We start from the raw sequence: 15,026 nt of genomic DNA, 5'->3' as shown, positions 1-15,026 counted from the left end.
ACTATATCAAAGCTATTACTGTATGAATTTCATATCCACACCATTTGCATAGAGCAGTGTGGCACAACTATAGTGTAGATCGTGGATTCTGATACGCTTTAGCCCCGTTTCCTTTGTGCCTGTGTCCGTCTCCCGGATACCGCACCAGCAGAACATGGCTCAGGTAAGCGTGGTTCGTTAAATATTAATAATAGATATGTTCCAGATATTTTTTCTATGGTATGATATAAATATAGAATTATACAATACTCGGCTTAAAATGTTGCGACAGCAATTTATATATTGAGTATACTTTGTTTGAAGGGAGGGAGATTTTTGGATTTATTAACCCGTATGGATTTGGCACTCGCGTATGTGGAGAATAACCTGACAGGTGAGATTGATCAAGAAGTGCTGGCACGAATTGCCTGTTGTTCAATTTATAACTTCTCTCGGATGTTTTCATTTATTACCGATATTTCGCTAACGGAATACATTCGCAGAAGGAGGCTGACGATGGCAGCAATGGAACTGCAGCAAGGTGGCAATATCAAAGTGATTGATCTCGCTTTAAAGTATGGTTACGATTCGCCGGTTTCATTTTCACGCGCGTTTCGAACACTCCACGGGGTTACACCGACGGAAGCGCGCGCTGGTGGTGTAACACTTAAAGCATACCCAAGAATTTCTTTCCAAATTTCAGTCAAAGGAGAGAAAAGAATGGATTATCGCATTGAAAACAAAGAGGCATTTCAGGTTTTTGGCTACGAGGGTATTTTTAATACAGATGGAATAGGTGTTAATGCAGATATTCTGCATGATAACGCTGTACACCCAAACAATCCTCATGAGCTTTGGAATCAAAATTACGTGAACGGTGCATATGAAAAACTTGCGGCAGATGCCGGTGATTTACCTCTGTTTGTCAGCCCCGGCTTATGCAAGGTACATGGGGTATGTGATTATAAACAAACGGAACCCGGGACATTCGCATATATGCAGTGTGCATTCAGAAATAAAAACAGCAAGGTTGACGGATATACAGTTGCGAATATACCTGCCAGCACATGGGTAATATTTCCGTCTGAAAAGTTTAAATGGGATAATGTTGTCGAAGTTGTAAATAACTTGCATAAGCGTTTTTTTTCTGAATGGCTTCCTACCGCTGAATATGAGCAGGTGAATGGTATGAACTTTGAGATTTACGGCGGGGATTCCGATATGGGCTACGTTGAACTGTGGTATGCAGTAAAGAAAAAGGTATAGCAAACGTGAATGGGCTGCTCTGCAATATGTGGGGCAGCCCCAGTTCTCTTTAGAAATTAAAACGTGAATTACTTGCAAAATATAAAGTGTTTTTCATTCCATTAATTACTAATAATAGTTAAATCATGCACAGATTATAGTTATCTGCACAGATGATGAAACTGTAATAGTTCGATTCCGGTATGCGACATGATAAAAAGACCGGCACATTCAGCCGGTCTTTTTGTATGCTTTTAATCATTTCTTCTGTCTTTATCCACAACACATTTAATCACCATGGCTCCGTGGGAGGGCACTCTCATCCGCACAACTCCGCCCTTACAGACATGAATCTTCTTAATCAGGCTATAGCCGAAGTCACCGGTCACGATGAGCTGTTTAAAACGCGCTTCCCTGCTCCTGGATATCCCCAGCTCCCAGACAGACAACTCCACCATCTTGGTCTGGTCACTGTTGTTCACAGCCACCACAGTTTTTTCCCTGTCCGTAAATCTGCCGTAGCACAAAAGCTGGTAATCATTTGCCAGGAACTTTAAAGAGCCGTCTATCAGCTCCCGGTTCCCCTTGTGAATGGCGATCATGTCCCTGTGGAACTGGATCAGTTCCCTGTCCTCCCGGCCCCAGGGATATGTTCTCCGGTTGTCCGGGTCCGTGAATCCGCACAGTCCGGCTTCATCTCCGTAATAGATCGTGGGTGCACCGGGCCATGTCATCTGCATGACTACCGCTTCCCTGAAAACTGCCTTGTTGATGTCCTGCCCTGCTGCCTCGGAACCCAGATGCGCCACACGGCCCACCTTGTGGTTTGTCCTTGTAAGGAAACGGGAATGGTCATGGTTGGACAGTTCATTCATGGCAGTCATCAGAGACGGTGCATAAAAGCTTGCCATATGATACTGCATGGCACTGATAAAACAGTCGCTGTTGCCATACATCCCCTCACTGTACTCGTCACTGTGCTTTTCCATTCCGGTCAAAAACCAGGTGACCGGCTCCATAAAGGCATCATAGTTCATGACAGTATCCCACTGGTCACCCTGGAGCCAGGATTTTGCCTCACCATAGTGCTCGGCCAGAATAATAGCCTCCGGATTGGCTTCTTTCACATTCTTTCTGAAATCCCGCCAGAACTGGTGATTATATTCATTGCTGTGTCCCAGATCCGCTGCCACATCCAGACGCCAACCATCCACATTATAGGGCGGTGACACCCACTTCCTGGCAATCTTCATAATATATTCATACAGCATGGGGGAATCCTCGTAGTTCAGCTTAGGCAGTGTATCATGCCCCCACCAGCCGTCATAAAACTGGTTATACGGCCAGTCAAATTCATTGTGGAAACGGAAAAACGTGCGGTAGGGACTATCCCCTGTAATGTACGCGCCCTTCTCGTATCCCTCCTGGTGCTCATATATCCGCTCCCTGTCAAGCCATTTGTTGAAGGAACCACAGTGATTGAACACGCCGTCCAGAATCACCTTCATACCTCTTTTGTGCACTTCCTCCACAAATCTGGCAAAAAATTCATTGCTGGCCTCCAGGTTCTCATAATCAGTCACTCTTTTAATGTATTTGGAGGCATGGGAATTATCCTTGTCGCCCCAGTTCAGGGTATCCCCGCCGTCACTGACGATCTTCCCGTAATGGGGATCAATATAGTCATAGTCCTGGCTGTCGTACTTATGGTTGGAGGGGGAGACAAAGATAGGATTAAAATAAATCACATCTACCCCCAGCCCCTGCAGATAGTCCAGCTTATCCCAGACCCCCTGCAGATCACCGCCGTAGAAATCCCGCACATCCATGGACTGCGGCCAGCGGTACCAGTCCTCCACTCTCTGTACATGTTCGTCAATATAGCAGTATTCTCCTGTCACCACATCATTGGCCGTATCGCCATTGCAGAAGCGGTCCACAAATATCTGGTACATCACCGCGCCTTTTGCCCATTCCGGAGTCTTAAAGCCCGGCACAATGCCAAAGGAATAATGCGGGTCTATCTCCCGCACCACGCCCATCCTGTTGTAATAACAGTTCAGTTTGCCTGTATATATCTCAAAATAATACCTGACTGTCTCAGTGCCCAGGGAAATGTTGGCTTCATAATAGTCAAATCCGTCCTTGGAATCAGCCAGGTCCATTACTTTTTTCTTATCCTCGTATACCAGATAGACCAGATCCACATTGTTTTTCTTTGTGCGGATCCTCACATTTACAACGTCTCCCGGTTCCGGTTCAAAAGGTGTCCTGTAATTTTCTGTCTCATCACTGAACACCGCACGTTTATTGAAAGCAGGACGCATGTTCGTCACATACTCCTGAATTTTCTGTGCATTCTTCATATATTCGTAATTCATAATGCATCCTCTCCATCATTCAGTCGAAAAAGTTGCCGGTCATGGGTCTACTTTCCCATCTTTCATCTATTTTATCCCACTCTTACTGCATATACAACCATTTTTTTGAAAACAGACACTTTTATACAAAAAATGACAACTTTTGTATAAATTCCCACAGGAACAAAATATATCCTTCAGAAAAGCCCCGAAACAGCCGGTGTCCTCAGAAAAGTAAAAGAGACAGTCTTACGACTGCCTCTTTTGGAGAAGGTATTTCTTCTTATGGGGTGTAGCAAAAACTATATAATGTATTGGGGGGTTTTTACAGTTATTATAATACCATGCAGCACGGAAAAAGTGTGCACAATCTTAAATAAATTTTTAACGATTTTTTGACCAATTTTACACGCATCAAAAATCGGCATTTCCCATTCTTTCGGAAATCTGTACAAAACCCGCCGCAAAACCTACATTTTAGCTTTCTGCCACCGCATTTTCCTGAAATAACGCCTCGAACTCTTCCCGTCCGATTTTTTCCTTTTCCAACAGCAGCTCCACACATTTGTGAAGAACATCCATATGTGCACTGATCAATTCTTTTGCCTTGCCGTAAGACTCGTCGATGATCCGTTTTACTTCACTGTCGATCAGAGCCGCTGTCTGCTCACCATAATTTCTGGCGTGGGCCAAATCCCGGCCGATAAACACTTCATCTTCATCGGAACCGTAATTGATAAGCCCTACTTTATCCGACATACCAAACTGTGTGACCATGGAGCGGGCAAGCTGTGTCGCCTGCTTGATATCCTGGGAGGCACCTGTTGTCACATCCCCGAATATAAGCTCTTCCGCCACACGTCCGCCCAGGTCCACAATGATGTTCTCCAGCATTTTATTCTTGCTGTTGAACATTTCGTCCTGCTCCGGCAGAGGCATGGTATAACCTGCAGCTCCCATTCCGGTAGGGATAATGGATATGGTATGCACAGGGCCCATCTCCGGCAGCACATGGAACAGGATCGCATGGCCTGCTTCGTGGTACGCGGTAATCTTCTTTTCCTTTTCGGAAATCACGCGGCTCTTCTTCTCCGCTCCGATTCCCGTCTTGATGAATGCCTGGCGGATATCCTTCTGGGTCAGAAAATATCTGCCGTCCCTGGCAGTGATAATCGCTGCCTCATTCATCAGGTTCTCCAGGTCAGCACCTGTAAAGCCCGCTGTAGTCCTGGCGATCTCTTTTAGATCCACGTCCTCGCCGAGGGGTTTCTTCCTGGCGTGAACCTGTAATATCTCTTCTCTTCCCTTCACATCAGGTCTTCCCACGCCCACCTTACGGTCAAAACGGCCGGGGCGCAGAATTGCCGGGTCAAGAATATCCACACGGTTAGTAGCTGACATTACGATGATGCCCTCATTGACACCGAAGCCGTCCATCTCCACCAAAAGCTGGTTCAGGGTCTGCTCCCTCTCGTCATGGCCGCCGCCCATGCCAGTTCCCCTTCTTCTGGCAACCGCATCGATCTCGTCGATAAATATAATACAGGGCGCGTTCTTCTTGCCTTCCTCAAACAGATCCCTCACACGGGAGGCACCCACACCTACGAACATTTCCACAAAGTCGGAACCGGAAATGGAGAAGAACGGAACGCCCGCCTCTCCTGCCACGGCTTTTGCAAGAAGAGTCTTACCTGTTCCCGGAGGGCCTACAAGCAGCACTCCTTTCGGAATCCTGGCGCCTACTTTTACATATTTCTGAGGACTTTTCAGGAAATCCACAATCTCCTGCAGCTCCTCCTTCTCCTCCTGAAGACCCGCCACATCTTTGAATGTAACGCTCTTTTCGCTGTCCACCGTCATCTTGGCGCGGCTCTTGCCGAAATTCATCATCTTGGCATTACTGCCGCCTGACATCTGCCGGCTCATAAGATTGAACACAAAAATGACCATGATACCCACTAAGATAAGAGGCAGGATGGAAGACATAAAAGTATTGTCTCCGGGTACGTCCCCCACTTTTGGTTTCACACCCTTTTCCTCCAGGAAATCACTTAATTTCTGCACATCTGTTGTGTTGAACTGTTCCTGGTCCCCGCTTTTCAACTCCACACTGACTTTGCCGTAGGGACTTATTTTTTCGGGATGGATATACACTTCCACAACCTGATCATTCTCAACTGCGACTTTGAATTCTGCCTCGCTGTACTCGTTATTCACTGTAAGCTGCCGGCTGAAGAGCCAGTATCCCCCTATGACCAGTACAACGATCAAGAGGACGCTGGGCAGCCAGCTTTTTGCCTGTCTGTTCACGTCATGTTCTCCTTTCACCTTATATCACTATAATTCCACCACACCAATATAAGGCAGGTTTCTGTATTTCTGTGCATAATCCAGCCCATATCCCACTACAAATTCGTCCGGGATATTAAAGCAGACATAATCCACTTTCACGTCCTTCACTCTGCGCTCCGGCTTGTCAAGAAGTGTACAGAGGCGGAGGCTGCTGGGCTTCCTCTGCTTCAGCACCTCTATGAGATAGCTCAGTGTCCTGCCGGAATCAATAATATCCTCCACGATCAGGACATCCTTGCCCTCTATACTCTCATCCAGATCCTTTACGATCCTGACCACACCACTGGAGCTGGTGTCATCCCCATAGCTGGATACTGACATAAAATCAAGGCTCACCGGAACATTGATCCTCTTTGCCAGCTCACAGGTAAAAAACACGCCGCCCTTGAGCACACAGATCAAATGTACCTGCCTGCCCTCATAATCCCTGCTTATCTGCTCTCCGATCTCACGGATCTTTCTGTCCACATCCTCTTCGCTGATCAGCTGTCTGATTGTCTCACTCATCTTCCATTTCTCCTTTGACCTGTACTTCGATTACTGTTTTTGTCTGCTCGGTAATTTTGTAATATTCACTGATACGGTACCCCACTACCCATACGATGTGGGAACCGTCCGCCAGCAGGGTCAGGTTCTCCCGCTCCTGCCTGGGAATCTTGCAGTCTATAAGATAATCTTTTAATTTTTTTCTTCCTCCCGCCGGGGTGACAGTCAGATAATCTCCGGGCTGCCGTTTTCTCACGGTGAGGTTTCCTTTTATTTTATCATAATCGAACCATTTCGTATACTTTTTTTCAGGAATTTGCTGGTTTTCCCGGGAAAAAACATGGAATTCCAATTCTTTTTCGGGAATTTCCCGTTCTGCGTTTTTATAAAACAGAAGATTGCCGTAGGACTGCTGTACCGTGATGCCATGTGCCAGGGATTTCTGCCTCCCTGTCCTGTGCCCCAGCAGCTCAAGGGCCTCCTCCACATGGACGGAGGTGATGTCTTTTTCCCCTCCCGCCAGATATGCCAGCACGCGCTTTACCACGTAAGCCTGCATGACAGGGTGTTCACCGGAGATCTCCTTTGAAAGGATGATCCCGCCCTCTTTTTCCCCGGCATACCTACTATAAAGCATATCCGCCTGCTGCCCAAGATATTCCTCCACAGATAGAAAAGTTTGCGCGGCCCTGGCAATGTGCTGCGCGGCGCGGGGATTAATTTCCTCAAGCTGCGGCAGGACTTTTTGACGGATTTTATTTCTGGTGTAGGACAGCTCCCGGTTGGTGCTGTCCTCCATCCACGCAATGCCTCTTTTTGTCAGCCATTTTTCGATGCCGCACCTTCCCACACACAAAAGGGGACGGATATAGACTCCGTCCCCCATCCGGCGCACAGGATGGATTCCCGCCAGGCCCGCGGCTCCGCTTCCCCTTGCCAGGTTGTGAAGGACCGTTTCTGCCAGGTCATCCCGGTGGTGGGCAAGTGCCGTGCTTTTCGCGCCTGTCTTTTTACACGCATCGCCAAACGCCTGCTGGCGCACAGCCCGTCCTGCCTCCTCCACCGTCATATGTCTCTCGGCGGCAATCCGCTCCACATCATAGGAATACACTCTGCAGGGTACGGACAGCTCCCTGCACAGCCTGACCACGTACTCCTCATCCCGCTTTGCCTCACTGCCGCGAAGCTGATGGTTTACATGTACTGCCTGTACGGAAAACGGCACCTTTTTCTGATACTCCCATAACAAAAACAACAGGCACACCGAATCTGCCCCGCCGGATACCCCGGCGATCACCCGGTCGCCCGCTTCTATCATTCTGTACTGTTCTATATAAGAAAATACCTTTTCTTCCATATTTTTTCCTTGGTCCATTGGGTATTTCAGTCCTTTCTTACTCACTTTTTCCACAGGCCTGCTGCAAGCACTGTCATATCATCACTGGCTTTATACTCGCACTGGGCCAGTACCCGCTCCAGAATCCCTCTTCCCAGGTCCTGTGCTGCTTCTGCGTGGGTCTGCAGGATGATCTCTTTCATGGTATCCTCCGCATTCTCAGGCGGCAGGGCGTCCAGCACCCCGTCTGTCACCATGATGATAAAATCTCCCTCGTAGAGCTTCTTGCTGGTAGATTCATAATCCACCTGCTGGACCAGTCCCAGAGCCAGGCTTGTGGAGGAAATGGCTTCCACCCAGTGATCTCTCTTGATGAAGGTGGTGGCTGCGCCGGCTTTCAGGAAATGACACATTCCGGAGTACAGATCCACAATGGAAATATCCACCGTGGAGAATTTTCCTTCCCTGGTCTGCAGATTCAGAACGGAATTGACCATTCTGGCTGCTGTCTCACCGGTAAACCCGGAATCCACAAACTGCTCCAGCATGTCCACCACGTTCTCACTCTCCCGGCAGGCCTCCAGGCCGGATCCCATGCCGTCGGACAGGCACATGAAAAACTGGCCGTTGTCCTCTGTTGTGCACATGTAATTGTCACCGGATATAGTCTCCCTCTCCTTTGTCACCTTCGCCACCCCGTACAGCATCTTGAAGTTCACTTCCTCCACAAAACGGATGACCGTGAACTCCCGGGTGATCAGGGTCTTGCCCTCCACCTTGGGGGTCATTCTGCTGCCGCTCATTTTCGAGAGCACTGCCCCGGCCTCCGAGGCGGAGATACAGGCCTGTCCCTTTGCCCGCAGCTCGCAGAAATACTGCAGCTTACCGTCCGGCTGCTCCAGCATCCAGACATTTCTCAAAAGTATATGCTTCTTTTTCAGTCTCTTGGCAAATTCCTCCCGGAACACAGGGTCCGTCTGAACAATGTCGAACAAATCCCTGGACAGCACCTTCATAAGCTGTGCCATCTCTCCCAACTGTTCTGCAACCGCAATCCGGTTTTCCAAAAGTTTATTATTCCACATCAGATTCTGTCGTTCTCTCTCCATTAACCTCTGCATTTCCTGCGTAAGCTTGCCCTGGTTGATGCAGACCCCTGTGAGCTCCGTCTTCGCCACCCTGAGTTTCTCCTCGTCCCCTTCCTCCATAACACGGAAAAGGCTGTAGACTCTCTGGTATGACTGCACGGAATGCTGCTTCCAGCAGATATGGTTTGCCGGGCATGTCTTACACTGTCTCTCTCTAAGTTGTTCCACCAGTTCTTCCAGTTCCCCGCCTGATAAGTAATCTTTACGGTATGGCATGCCGTAAAAGCTGTCTGCAAGTTTCTGGAAAGAACGTGCATAGCGCTGCATTTTCTCTTTCTGTGGATGCTGGTCGTACACCAAAGTGGCTGCACTTTTTTTCATGTCTGAAAAAATAGTTTTTGCCATGTCCCGCAGTATCAACAGGGCGCTGACCACGAGCATGGCAATGATCCATTCCTGCATCTGGTATTACCTCCCCTGAATAAGCAATCGCTATCAAAGGTGTATTATAGATGCTTTTGGCTTCAATCTTTGTCAAAAACACGCTGCAGAAGTGAAAAACTTTTAGACAAAATCCGTTCCTTATTCTTCCTCTTTAAAGATAATCTGATTTCCTTCCACAAGACCCAGTTTGTCCCTGGCCACTTCCTTGGCGTATTCATCTGTCTGCATGTACTTTTTCAGTTCATCAATCTCTTTCGTCCGAGCTTCCTCGTCTTTTATTTTAGCGCTCACTTCGCTCTTTTTCGTCTCGTACTGTGCTACTTTTCCTTCTAATCTGCTGCTTTCTGCCATTAAACCTATAAATAAAACACCTACAACAAACGTCACGCTAACCATGGCGATCTTGTTCTGCAGGCTTTTTTTCTTTTTTCTTCTCATTCTGATTCTTCCTGACTTTTCGTATCGACTTTTGTTTGGATAAGGAAATTTTAACCCCTGACAGCCAAAATTTCAACCTTTTTCTCAGATAGTACAGTGGTTTCAGCGGTATTTTTAATAAACACTTAATCTTTGACAAAAAAGCGGAAAGATACTTCACCAGAAAACCGCTCAGGCCCCAATGATAGATCAGCGCGCCAAGACATATGCCCGCCAGAGCATATACCCGTATGATCCCATCATTTTCCAGATAAATGACGGAGAAAAGAAAAACGCCTGCCACGCACCAGTATAGCAGGTCCTCCAGGCTAACAAATAAATCATTGTGGGATATGACATTCCGGAAAATACGGAGTATATCGTAAGCTGCCGCAAGCAGGACTCCGGCCAGAAAGGTCCTGCAGAAAAACAGCAGCTCCTGCTGCATATATCCGCTCATATTACTTAAAGAGCCTCTTTAACATGCCGTCTCCGCCCTTGGACTTCAGAACCGTCCCCTGGCTGTAGACAAGACTGTCCACCTGGCCTGCTATGTCCACCTCCTGTTTATCCAGATCGAGACGGGTCACATGGAGTTCAGACCCTTTTATAGTCAGCATGCCGGCATTTGTGATCAGACTGATCTCCCCGTCATCAAAAGCCACCACATCTTTTACTCCGGATATGCTTCCCGTCTCCCTGTCAGTCATTTGGAGCTTATGTCCGGTCTTCACCTGCTTCTCTTCCAAAATAACAAATCCCCCATATATCTCTCTTAAAAGATTATATGGGGGGTTCAAAAACAATATACCTTTTCCATTCACATTCGGTAATTTCACAGAATGCGGCCGTGCCTAAAGATAGCGGAACAGTTCACTGGCCGCCTCTTTTTTCACAGTCTCCTGTACGTCCAGTATTTCCACACGCACATTCTTGCTGCCGAACTGAATCTCCAGGATATCACCGGCCTTCACCTGAGCGGATGCCTTGGCGGGCTTGTCATTGATCAGGACACGCCCTGCATCGCAGGCCTCATTTGCAACGGTTCTGCGTTTTATCAGGCGGGATACCTTTAAATACTTGTCAAGTCTCATTTTTCTCTTATTCGTTCACAGCGTCTTTTAAAGCTTTGCCTGCTTTGAATTTCGGAGATTTGGAAGCTGCGATTGTCATAGTCTCGCCAGTCTGAGGATTTCTTCCCTCTCTTGCAGCTCTCTCGGATACTTCAAATGTACCAAAGCCGACTAACTGAACTTTTTCACCTTTCTTCATCTCAGCAGTTACAACATCGATAAATGCTTTTAAAGCTGCCTCTGCGTCTTTTTTGGATAATTCTGTTGCTTCAGCCATAGCTGCAACTAATTCTGTTCTGTTCATGAGTATTTCCTCCTAAATGAATTCTCCCTTATTTCTCAATAAGTTTCATAGTCTCATAGGGCTTTTTACCACTTACCCGGTGAAAGCCTACTGTTATTTATACCTTTTTTCCCTGTGTTTGTCAAGCACATACATTACGCTTGCAGGGAATTTTTTTGAATCTTCGGGCAAATACCCCTTTTTACATCATTTTATCTATTAATTCCTTTACAGCCTGTCCAAGTGCAGCGGATTTCTCGTCTGCATCTGCCAGGGATGTACCCTTGATTCCATAGTATAATTTGATCTTAGGCTCCGTGCCGGACGGACGAACGCATACCCATGCATCATCAGTCAAATCATAGTAAAGTACATTGGAGCTTGGAAGTCCGGTTGCCTTTACCTCTTTTGTCTCCATGTCCACAACGGTGTCTGCCTTGTAGTCTCTTGCGGAGGTCACCTTGTACGCACCGATGGCGGACGGCGGGTTCTTTCTCAGGTTCTCCAGGATGGTCTGGATCTTCTCCAGGCCCTCGATCCCCTTCAGGGTGATGGACTGGATATCATCTTTGTAGTAGCCGTATTTGTCGTACATGGCGATCATGGCATCCCACAGTGTCATATTTTTTGTCTTGTAATATGCGGCAGCCTCACAAAGAGCCATAGTTGCCACAATGGCATCCTTATCCCTTGCGTGGGTACCGATGAGGCAGCCGTAGCTCTCCTCAAATCCGAACAGATAGGTACCTTTTCCTGATGTCTCAAATCCCAGAATCTGCTGGCCTATGTATTTGAATCCTGTCAGCACTTCAATGAAGCGGATGCCGTAATGTCTGGCAATGGCTCCTGCCATATTGGTGGTAACAATGGTGGATACCATGGCACCGTCCCCCGGCAGTCCTCCGTTCATTTCTTTTCTCTGGCCGATCTCATAGTCAGCCAGCAGGCAGCCTGACATATTGCCGGTAAGGGTATGGTATTCCCCTGTCTTACTGTCTTTTACACGGACACCCAGACGGTCAGCATCCGGGTCAGTGGCAAGCACCAGATCTGCATCCACCTCTTTGGCAAGCTTTAAGCCCAGGTCAAAAGCCTCATCTGCTTCAGGGTTTGGATAGCTGACTGTAGGGAATTCACCATCCGGCAGCTCCTGCTCTTTTACTACATATACATTTTCAAATCCCAGCTCTTTTAACACGCGTCTTGCAGGAATATTTCCTGTGCCGTGCAGAGGGCTGTACACGATTTTCAGTTCTTTTGCCATGGCTTTGATGGCATCCATGTGGATCACCTGGCTTTTCAGCTCTTCCATATAAGCGTCATCCACTTCCTGTCCGATCACCTGGTACAGGCCGGCTGCCTTTGCTGCCTCCTCGTCCATGGTCTTAACAGCGGCAAAGTCTGTGACTTTTTTTACCTCGTCCATGATTCCTGAATCATGAGGCGGTGTGATCTGGGCTCCGTCCTCCCAGTAAACCTTGTATCCGTTGTACTCCGGCGGGTTATGGCTGGCTGTGATATTGATTCCGGCAATACATCCAAGCTTTCTCACTGCAAAGGAAAGCTCCGGTGTGGGGCGCAGGGAATCGAAAATATAGGCTTTTACACCGTTGGCAGCCAGGCACAGCGCTGCTTCTTTGGCAAATTCCGGGGACATGCGGCGGGAGTCATGGGCAATCGCCACGCCCTTGGCCTGACCGTTCACTGCTGCTATGTAATTTGCCAGACCCTGTGTGGTCTTTCTCACTGTGTAGATGTTCATGCGGTTAACACCGGCACCGATCACACCTCGAAGACCTGCGGTACCAAATTCCAGCTCTTTATAAAAGCGTTCTTTCACTTCATTTTCATCATTTTCAATTGCTTTCAACTCTTTTTTGGTATCTTCATCAAAATACGGGTTGGAGAGCCATTCCTCATAAAGCTTTTTGTAGTCCATATTCTACTACCTCCCTGTGCAACGTTGATTTATAGCGGACGTCCTCGGCACCAACTCCTCTATGGCCTGCCGGACCGCTCCTTTATGGGTCATCACAGCCCGCAGCCTGCGTATTGAGCGCTGCGGACAGTAACTATGAAATACATTATACACTATCACCGATGAAAATTCAAACATTGCACAGGGGTTTTCAGAAACTTTATACCGAAATATTTTCGACAAAGTTCATCCAATTATCATGCTGGGCTATGAGTTTCTCCAGTTTTTCCAGGTTTTTCTCGGAAATCCATGCTTTGCTGTGGGAATAGTAGTAGTTTGCCAGCTTCCAGAATTTCTCCGGATAGGCAAAACGGATGCGCAGGTTCTCTAACTCCTGCACATTCATAGGCTTCTCCTCATGATAGGCCAGAAGCATCTGCCGCCCCATCTCCAGGTCCCAGTTATGCTTTTCCAATATTTTGCGCATGAACTGGTAGAGATCCTCCATCTGGACATCATAGTGCCACCGGTCAAAGTTGATGACAGCCGTATTCTGGGCAAGCATCAGCACATTGTGCTGGTTGTATTCCCCGTGGCATACATCCCCTGTCTCCAGGGACCGGCACCGCAGATCCTCATAATCAGAGCAGTTAAGCCTCCTCTGGGCCTCCTCCGCATGCCACAGATAACAGGCAATGCTGTCCAGATACCTGAGCTCAAAATCATTTTTCCGCCGTTTCTGGCAGACAAATTTACGGATCTTCCGCAGCTCCCTGTTTTTCCTTTCATATTCCATGAGAAGCGGTTCCTTGACATAGTGTGTCTGGACCGGCATTTTCATTGTTTTATGTAGACTCGCCAGGGCTGTTACGCTGCGTTTAATGTCTTTCATAGACTGGGTGTCACATTCTCTTCCTTCGTACCACCGCTTTACCACATAGGGTATGTTGTCTTTGTCGGCTGAGACGTATGCGCCTTCCTGGTTAGGAAGGAGTGAATCCACGCTGATCTGATTCCGGGTACTTACAATCTCCAGAAGCTTAGCCTGATAACCAAGCTTTCTGGGCGAGCCGTTATATTCACGGATTTGAACCAGACCGGCCTGGGTGTCGCAGATGAGTGCACCTCTTCCGCGGTATGTGGATTTTGCTTCCAGTCCGTATTGCTCCAGTACGCTGAGACCCCTATCATACACTTCCTTGTCCCCCTTTACTTTGTGTCCTCTCTATTTTATGCAGGAGATTAGAAACGTAGAAGGCGAAAATATATGCAGGCGGACGACAGCAGGCGGGGAGGGCGGGCGGGGGGAAGGCAGGGCGGCTCCTGGCTCCGTTCCCCTCAGCTAACTTGCTCCCAGTTGCTAAATTCGTCAGCAATGGCTTCCTCATTAATCAACTGGGGCAAGTGGATCTTCGGCTCTCTCCACAAAACACTCGCCTCCCTGCCTTCCCCCCGCCCGCCCTCCCCGCCTGCTGTCTGATTATAGGAGTGCTGCGGTTGGCTTTCGGCTTGCCTGTTGATATGAGCACTGCGGTTGTCGGTCTCCTTGTCCGCTCTTTTAATGACTGCGGATGGAAATAGCTCACCCATAAGCTCACCCATAACAAAAAAACCATTGACACCACGATCATTCCTCGCAGTATCAACGGTTTTTTACTTTTCCCCTATACGAATTGTTTCTATAACAATATACAGCTCCAAAAAATCACTTCCGCTATCCCAACGCATCTCCCGATTCCAACACCTTCCCTCACCTAAAAACTCCTCACGGTGAGGACTTTTCCCTCACAGCTATCTGTTCTTCGCTGTCAGCCCGAACAGCCGGTGTGATGTGAGGGCAGGGGAGGCGGGGATACAGGCTGGCGAGTGTCTAGCGGAGAGAGCCGAAGATCCACTTGCCCCAGTTACTTAATGAAGAGGCCCTTGCCGATGAATTTAGTAAATGGGAGCAAGTTAGCTGAGGGGAACGGAGCCAGGAGCCAGGCTGTATCCCCGCCTCCCCTGCTCTCACGCCGCACCGGCTGTTCGGGCGTCCGCAAAAGCCA

13 protein-coding genes are annotated in these 15,026 nt (G+C 48.1%); 1 reads left to right on the top strand and 12 read right to left on the bottom strand.

Going from position 1 to position 15,026, the window contains the following annotated elements; all coding sequences use genetic code 11:
* The first annotated feature begins 315 nt into the window (after positions 1 to 315).
* Entirely contained in the window at positions 316 to 1,245 is a 930-nt protein-coding gene (locus WMO65_RS17010; protein WP_148392074.1) for an AraC family transcriptional regulator, read from the top strand.
* A gap of 233 nt (positions 1,246 to 1,478) precedes the next feature.
* Here WMO65_RS17010 and WMO65_RS17005 read toward each other — a convergent pair whose 3' ends face one another.
* The 12 genes from WMO65_RS17005 to WMO65_RS16950 all read right to left on the bottom strand — a co-directional run bounded on the left by WMO65_RS17005 (position 1,479) and on the right by WMO65_RS16950 (position 14,176).
* On the bottom strand, positions 1,479 to 3,605 hold the full coding sequence (locus tag WMO65_RS17005) for a glycoside hydrolase family 13 protein (RefSeq protein WP_148392073.1): 2,127 nt from the start codon (positions 3,603 to 3,605) through the stop codon (positions 1,479 to 1,481).
* A gap of 456 nt (positions 3,606 to 4,061) precedes the next feature.
* Positions 4,062 to 5,894, bottom strand: a complete 1,833-nt coding sequence (gene ftsH, locus WMO65_RS17000; RefSeq protein ID WP_148392072.1) for an ATP-dependent zinc metalloprotease FtsH — start codon at positions 5,892 to 5,894, stop codon at positions 4,062 to 4,064.
* Between the two features lie 27 nt (positions 5,895 to 5,921).
* On the bottom strand, positions 5,922 to 6,443 hold the full coding sequence (gene hpt / locus WMO65_RS16995; RefSeq protein WP_033143648.1) for a hypoxanthine phosphoribosyltransferase: 522 nt from the start codon (positions 6,441 to 6,443) through the stop codon (positions 5,922 to 5,924).
* The gene (tilS, locus tag WMO65_RS16990) at positions 6,436 to 7,779 is read right to left on the bottom strand and encodes a tRNA lysidine(34) synthetase TilS (protein ID WP_118594126.1); all 1,344 of its coding nucleotides are present in this window, start codon (positions 7,777 to 7,779) and stop codon (positions 6,436 to 6,438) included. The genes hpt and tilS overlap by 8 nt, the downstream gene beginning before the upstream one ends.
* A 41-nt stretch (positions 7,780 to 7,820) precedes the next feature.
* Complete coding sequence (locus tag WMO65_RS16985) at positions 7,821 to 9,308, bottom strand: SpoIIE family protein phosphatase (RefSeq protein WP_033143649.1); 1,488 nt, start codon at positions 9,306 to 9,308, stop codon at positions 7,821 to 7,823.
* A gap of 120 nt (positions 9,309 to 9,428) precedes the next feature.
* Positions 9,429 to 9,728, bottom strand: a complete 300-nt coding sequence (locus WMO65_RS16980; RefSeq protein ID WP_186971126.1) for a septum formation initiator family protein — start codon at positions 9,726 to 9,728, stop codon at positions 9,429 to 9,431.
* Positions 9,679 to 10,155 carry a spore cortex biosynthesis protein YabQ gene (yabQ, locus tag WMO65_RS16975; protein ID WP_225305391.1) on the bottom strand — a complete coding sequence of 159 codons (477 nt, stop codon included), beginning with the start codon at positions 10,153 to 10,155 and terminating at the stop codon, positions 9,679 to 9,681. The genes WMO65_RS16980 and yabQ overlap by 50 nt, the downstream gene beginning before the upstream one ends.
* Positions 10,156 to 10,168: 13 nt before the next feature.
* Positions 10,169 to 10,456, bottom strand: a complete 288-nt coding sequence (yabP, locus tag WMO65_RS16970) for a sporulation protein YabP (protein ID WP_033143659.1) — start codon at positions 10,454 to 10,456, stop codon at positions 10,169 to 10,171.
* 105 nt (positions 10,457 to 10,561) lie between these two features.
* The gene (locus tag WMO65_RS16965; protein ID WP_033143651.1) at positions 10,562 to 10,801 is read right to left on the bottom strand and encodes an RNA-binding S4 domain-containing protein; all 240 of its coding nucleotides are present in this window, start codon (positions 10,799 to 10,801) and stop codon (positions 10,562 to 10,564) included.
* Positions 10,802 to 10,808: 7 nt separating this feature from the next.
* A complete protein-coding gene (locus tag WMO65_RS16960; protein WP_018593723.1) occupies positions 10,809 to 11,084 on the bottom strand; it encodes an HU family DNA-binding protein in 276 nt (91 codons plus the stop codon).
* 181 nt (positions 11,085 to 11,265) lie between these two features.
* Positions 11,266 to 13,002: a phospho-sugar mutase gene (locus tag WMO65_RS16955; RefSeq protein WP_033143652.1), complete on the bottom strand. Its 1,737-nt coding sequence runs from the start codon at positions 13,000 to 13,002 to the stop codon at positions 11,266 to 11,268.
* Positions 13,003 to 13,201: 199 nt separating this feature from the next.
* Positions 13,202 to 14,176: a CotS family spore coat protein gene (locus WMO65_RS16950; protein ID WP_033143653.1), complete on the bottom strand. Its 975-nt coding sequence runs from the start codon at positions 14,174 to 14,176 to the stop codon at positions 13,202 to 13,204.
* Between the last annotated feature and the right edge of the window lie 850 nt (positions 14,177 to 15,026).

It is taken from the genome of Blautia caccae, from assembly GCF_040095955.1.
Taxonomy (GTDB): Bacteria; Bacillota; Clostridia; order Lachnospirales; family Lachnospiraceae; genus Blautia; species Blautia celeris.
Note: the sequence above shows the minus strand (reverse complement) of the source record. Positions and strands in the feature narration are given on the sequence as shown.

Coding starts and splice junctions, on each gene's coding strand:
- WMO65_RS17005 (WP_148392073.1), bottom strand. CDS start 3,605: ATGAATTACGAATATATGAAGAATGCACAGAAAATTCAGGAGTATGTG.
- hpt (WP_033143648.1), bottom strand. CDS start 6,443: ATGAGTGAGACAATCAGACAGCTGATCAGCGAAGAGGATGTGGACAGA.
- tilS (WP_118594126.1), bottom strand. CDS start 7,779: ATGGAAGAAAAGGTATTTTCTTATATAGAACAGTACAGAATGATAGAA.
- WMO65_RS16985 (WP_033143649.1), bottom strand. CDS start 9,308: ATGCAGGAATGGATCATTGCCATGCTCGTGGTCAGCGCCCTGTTGATA.
- WMO65_RS16980 (WP_186971126.1), bottom strand. CDS start 9,728: ATGAGAAGAAAAAAGAAAAAAAGCCTGCAGAACAAGATCGCCATGGTT.
- yabQ (WP_225305391.1), bottom strand. CDS start 10,155: ATGCAGCAGGAGCTGCTGTTTTTCTGCAGGACCTTTCTGGCCGGAGTC.
- WMO65_RS16965 (WP_033143651.1), bottom strand. CDS start 10,801: ATGAGACTTGACAAGTATTTAAAGGTATCCCGCCTGATAAAACGCAGA.
- WMO65_RS16960 (WP_018593723.1), bottom strand. CDS start 11,084: ATGAACAGAACAGAATTAGTTGCAGCTATGGCTGAAGCAACAGAATTA.
- WMO65_RS16955 (WP_033143652.1), bottom strand. CDS start 13,002: ATGGACTACAAAAAGCTTTATGAGGAATGGCTCTCCAACCCGTATTTT.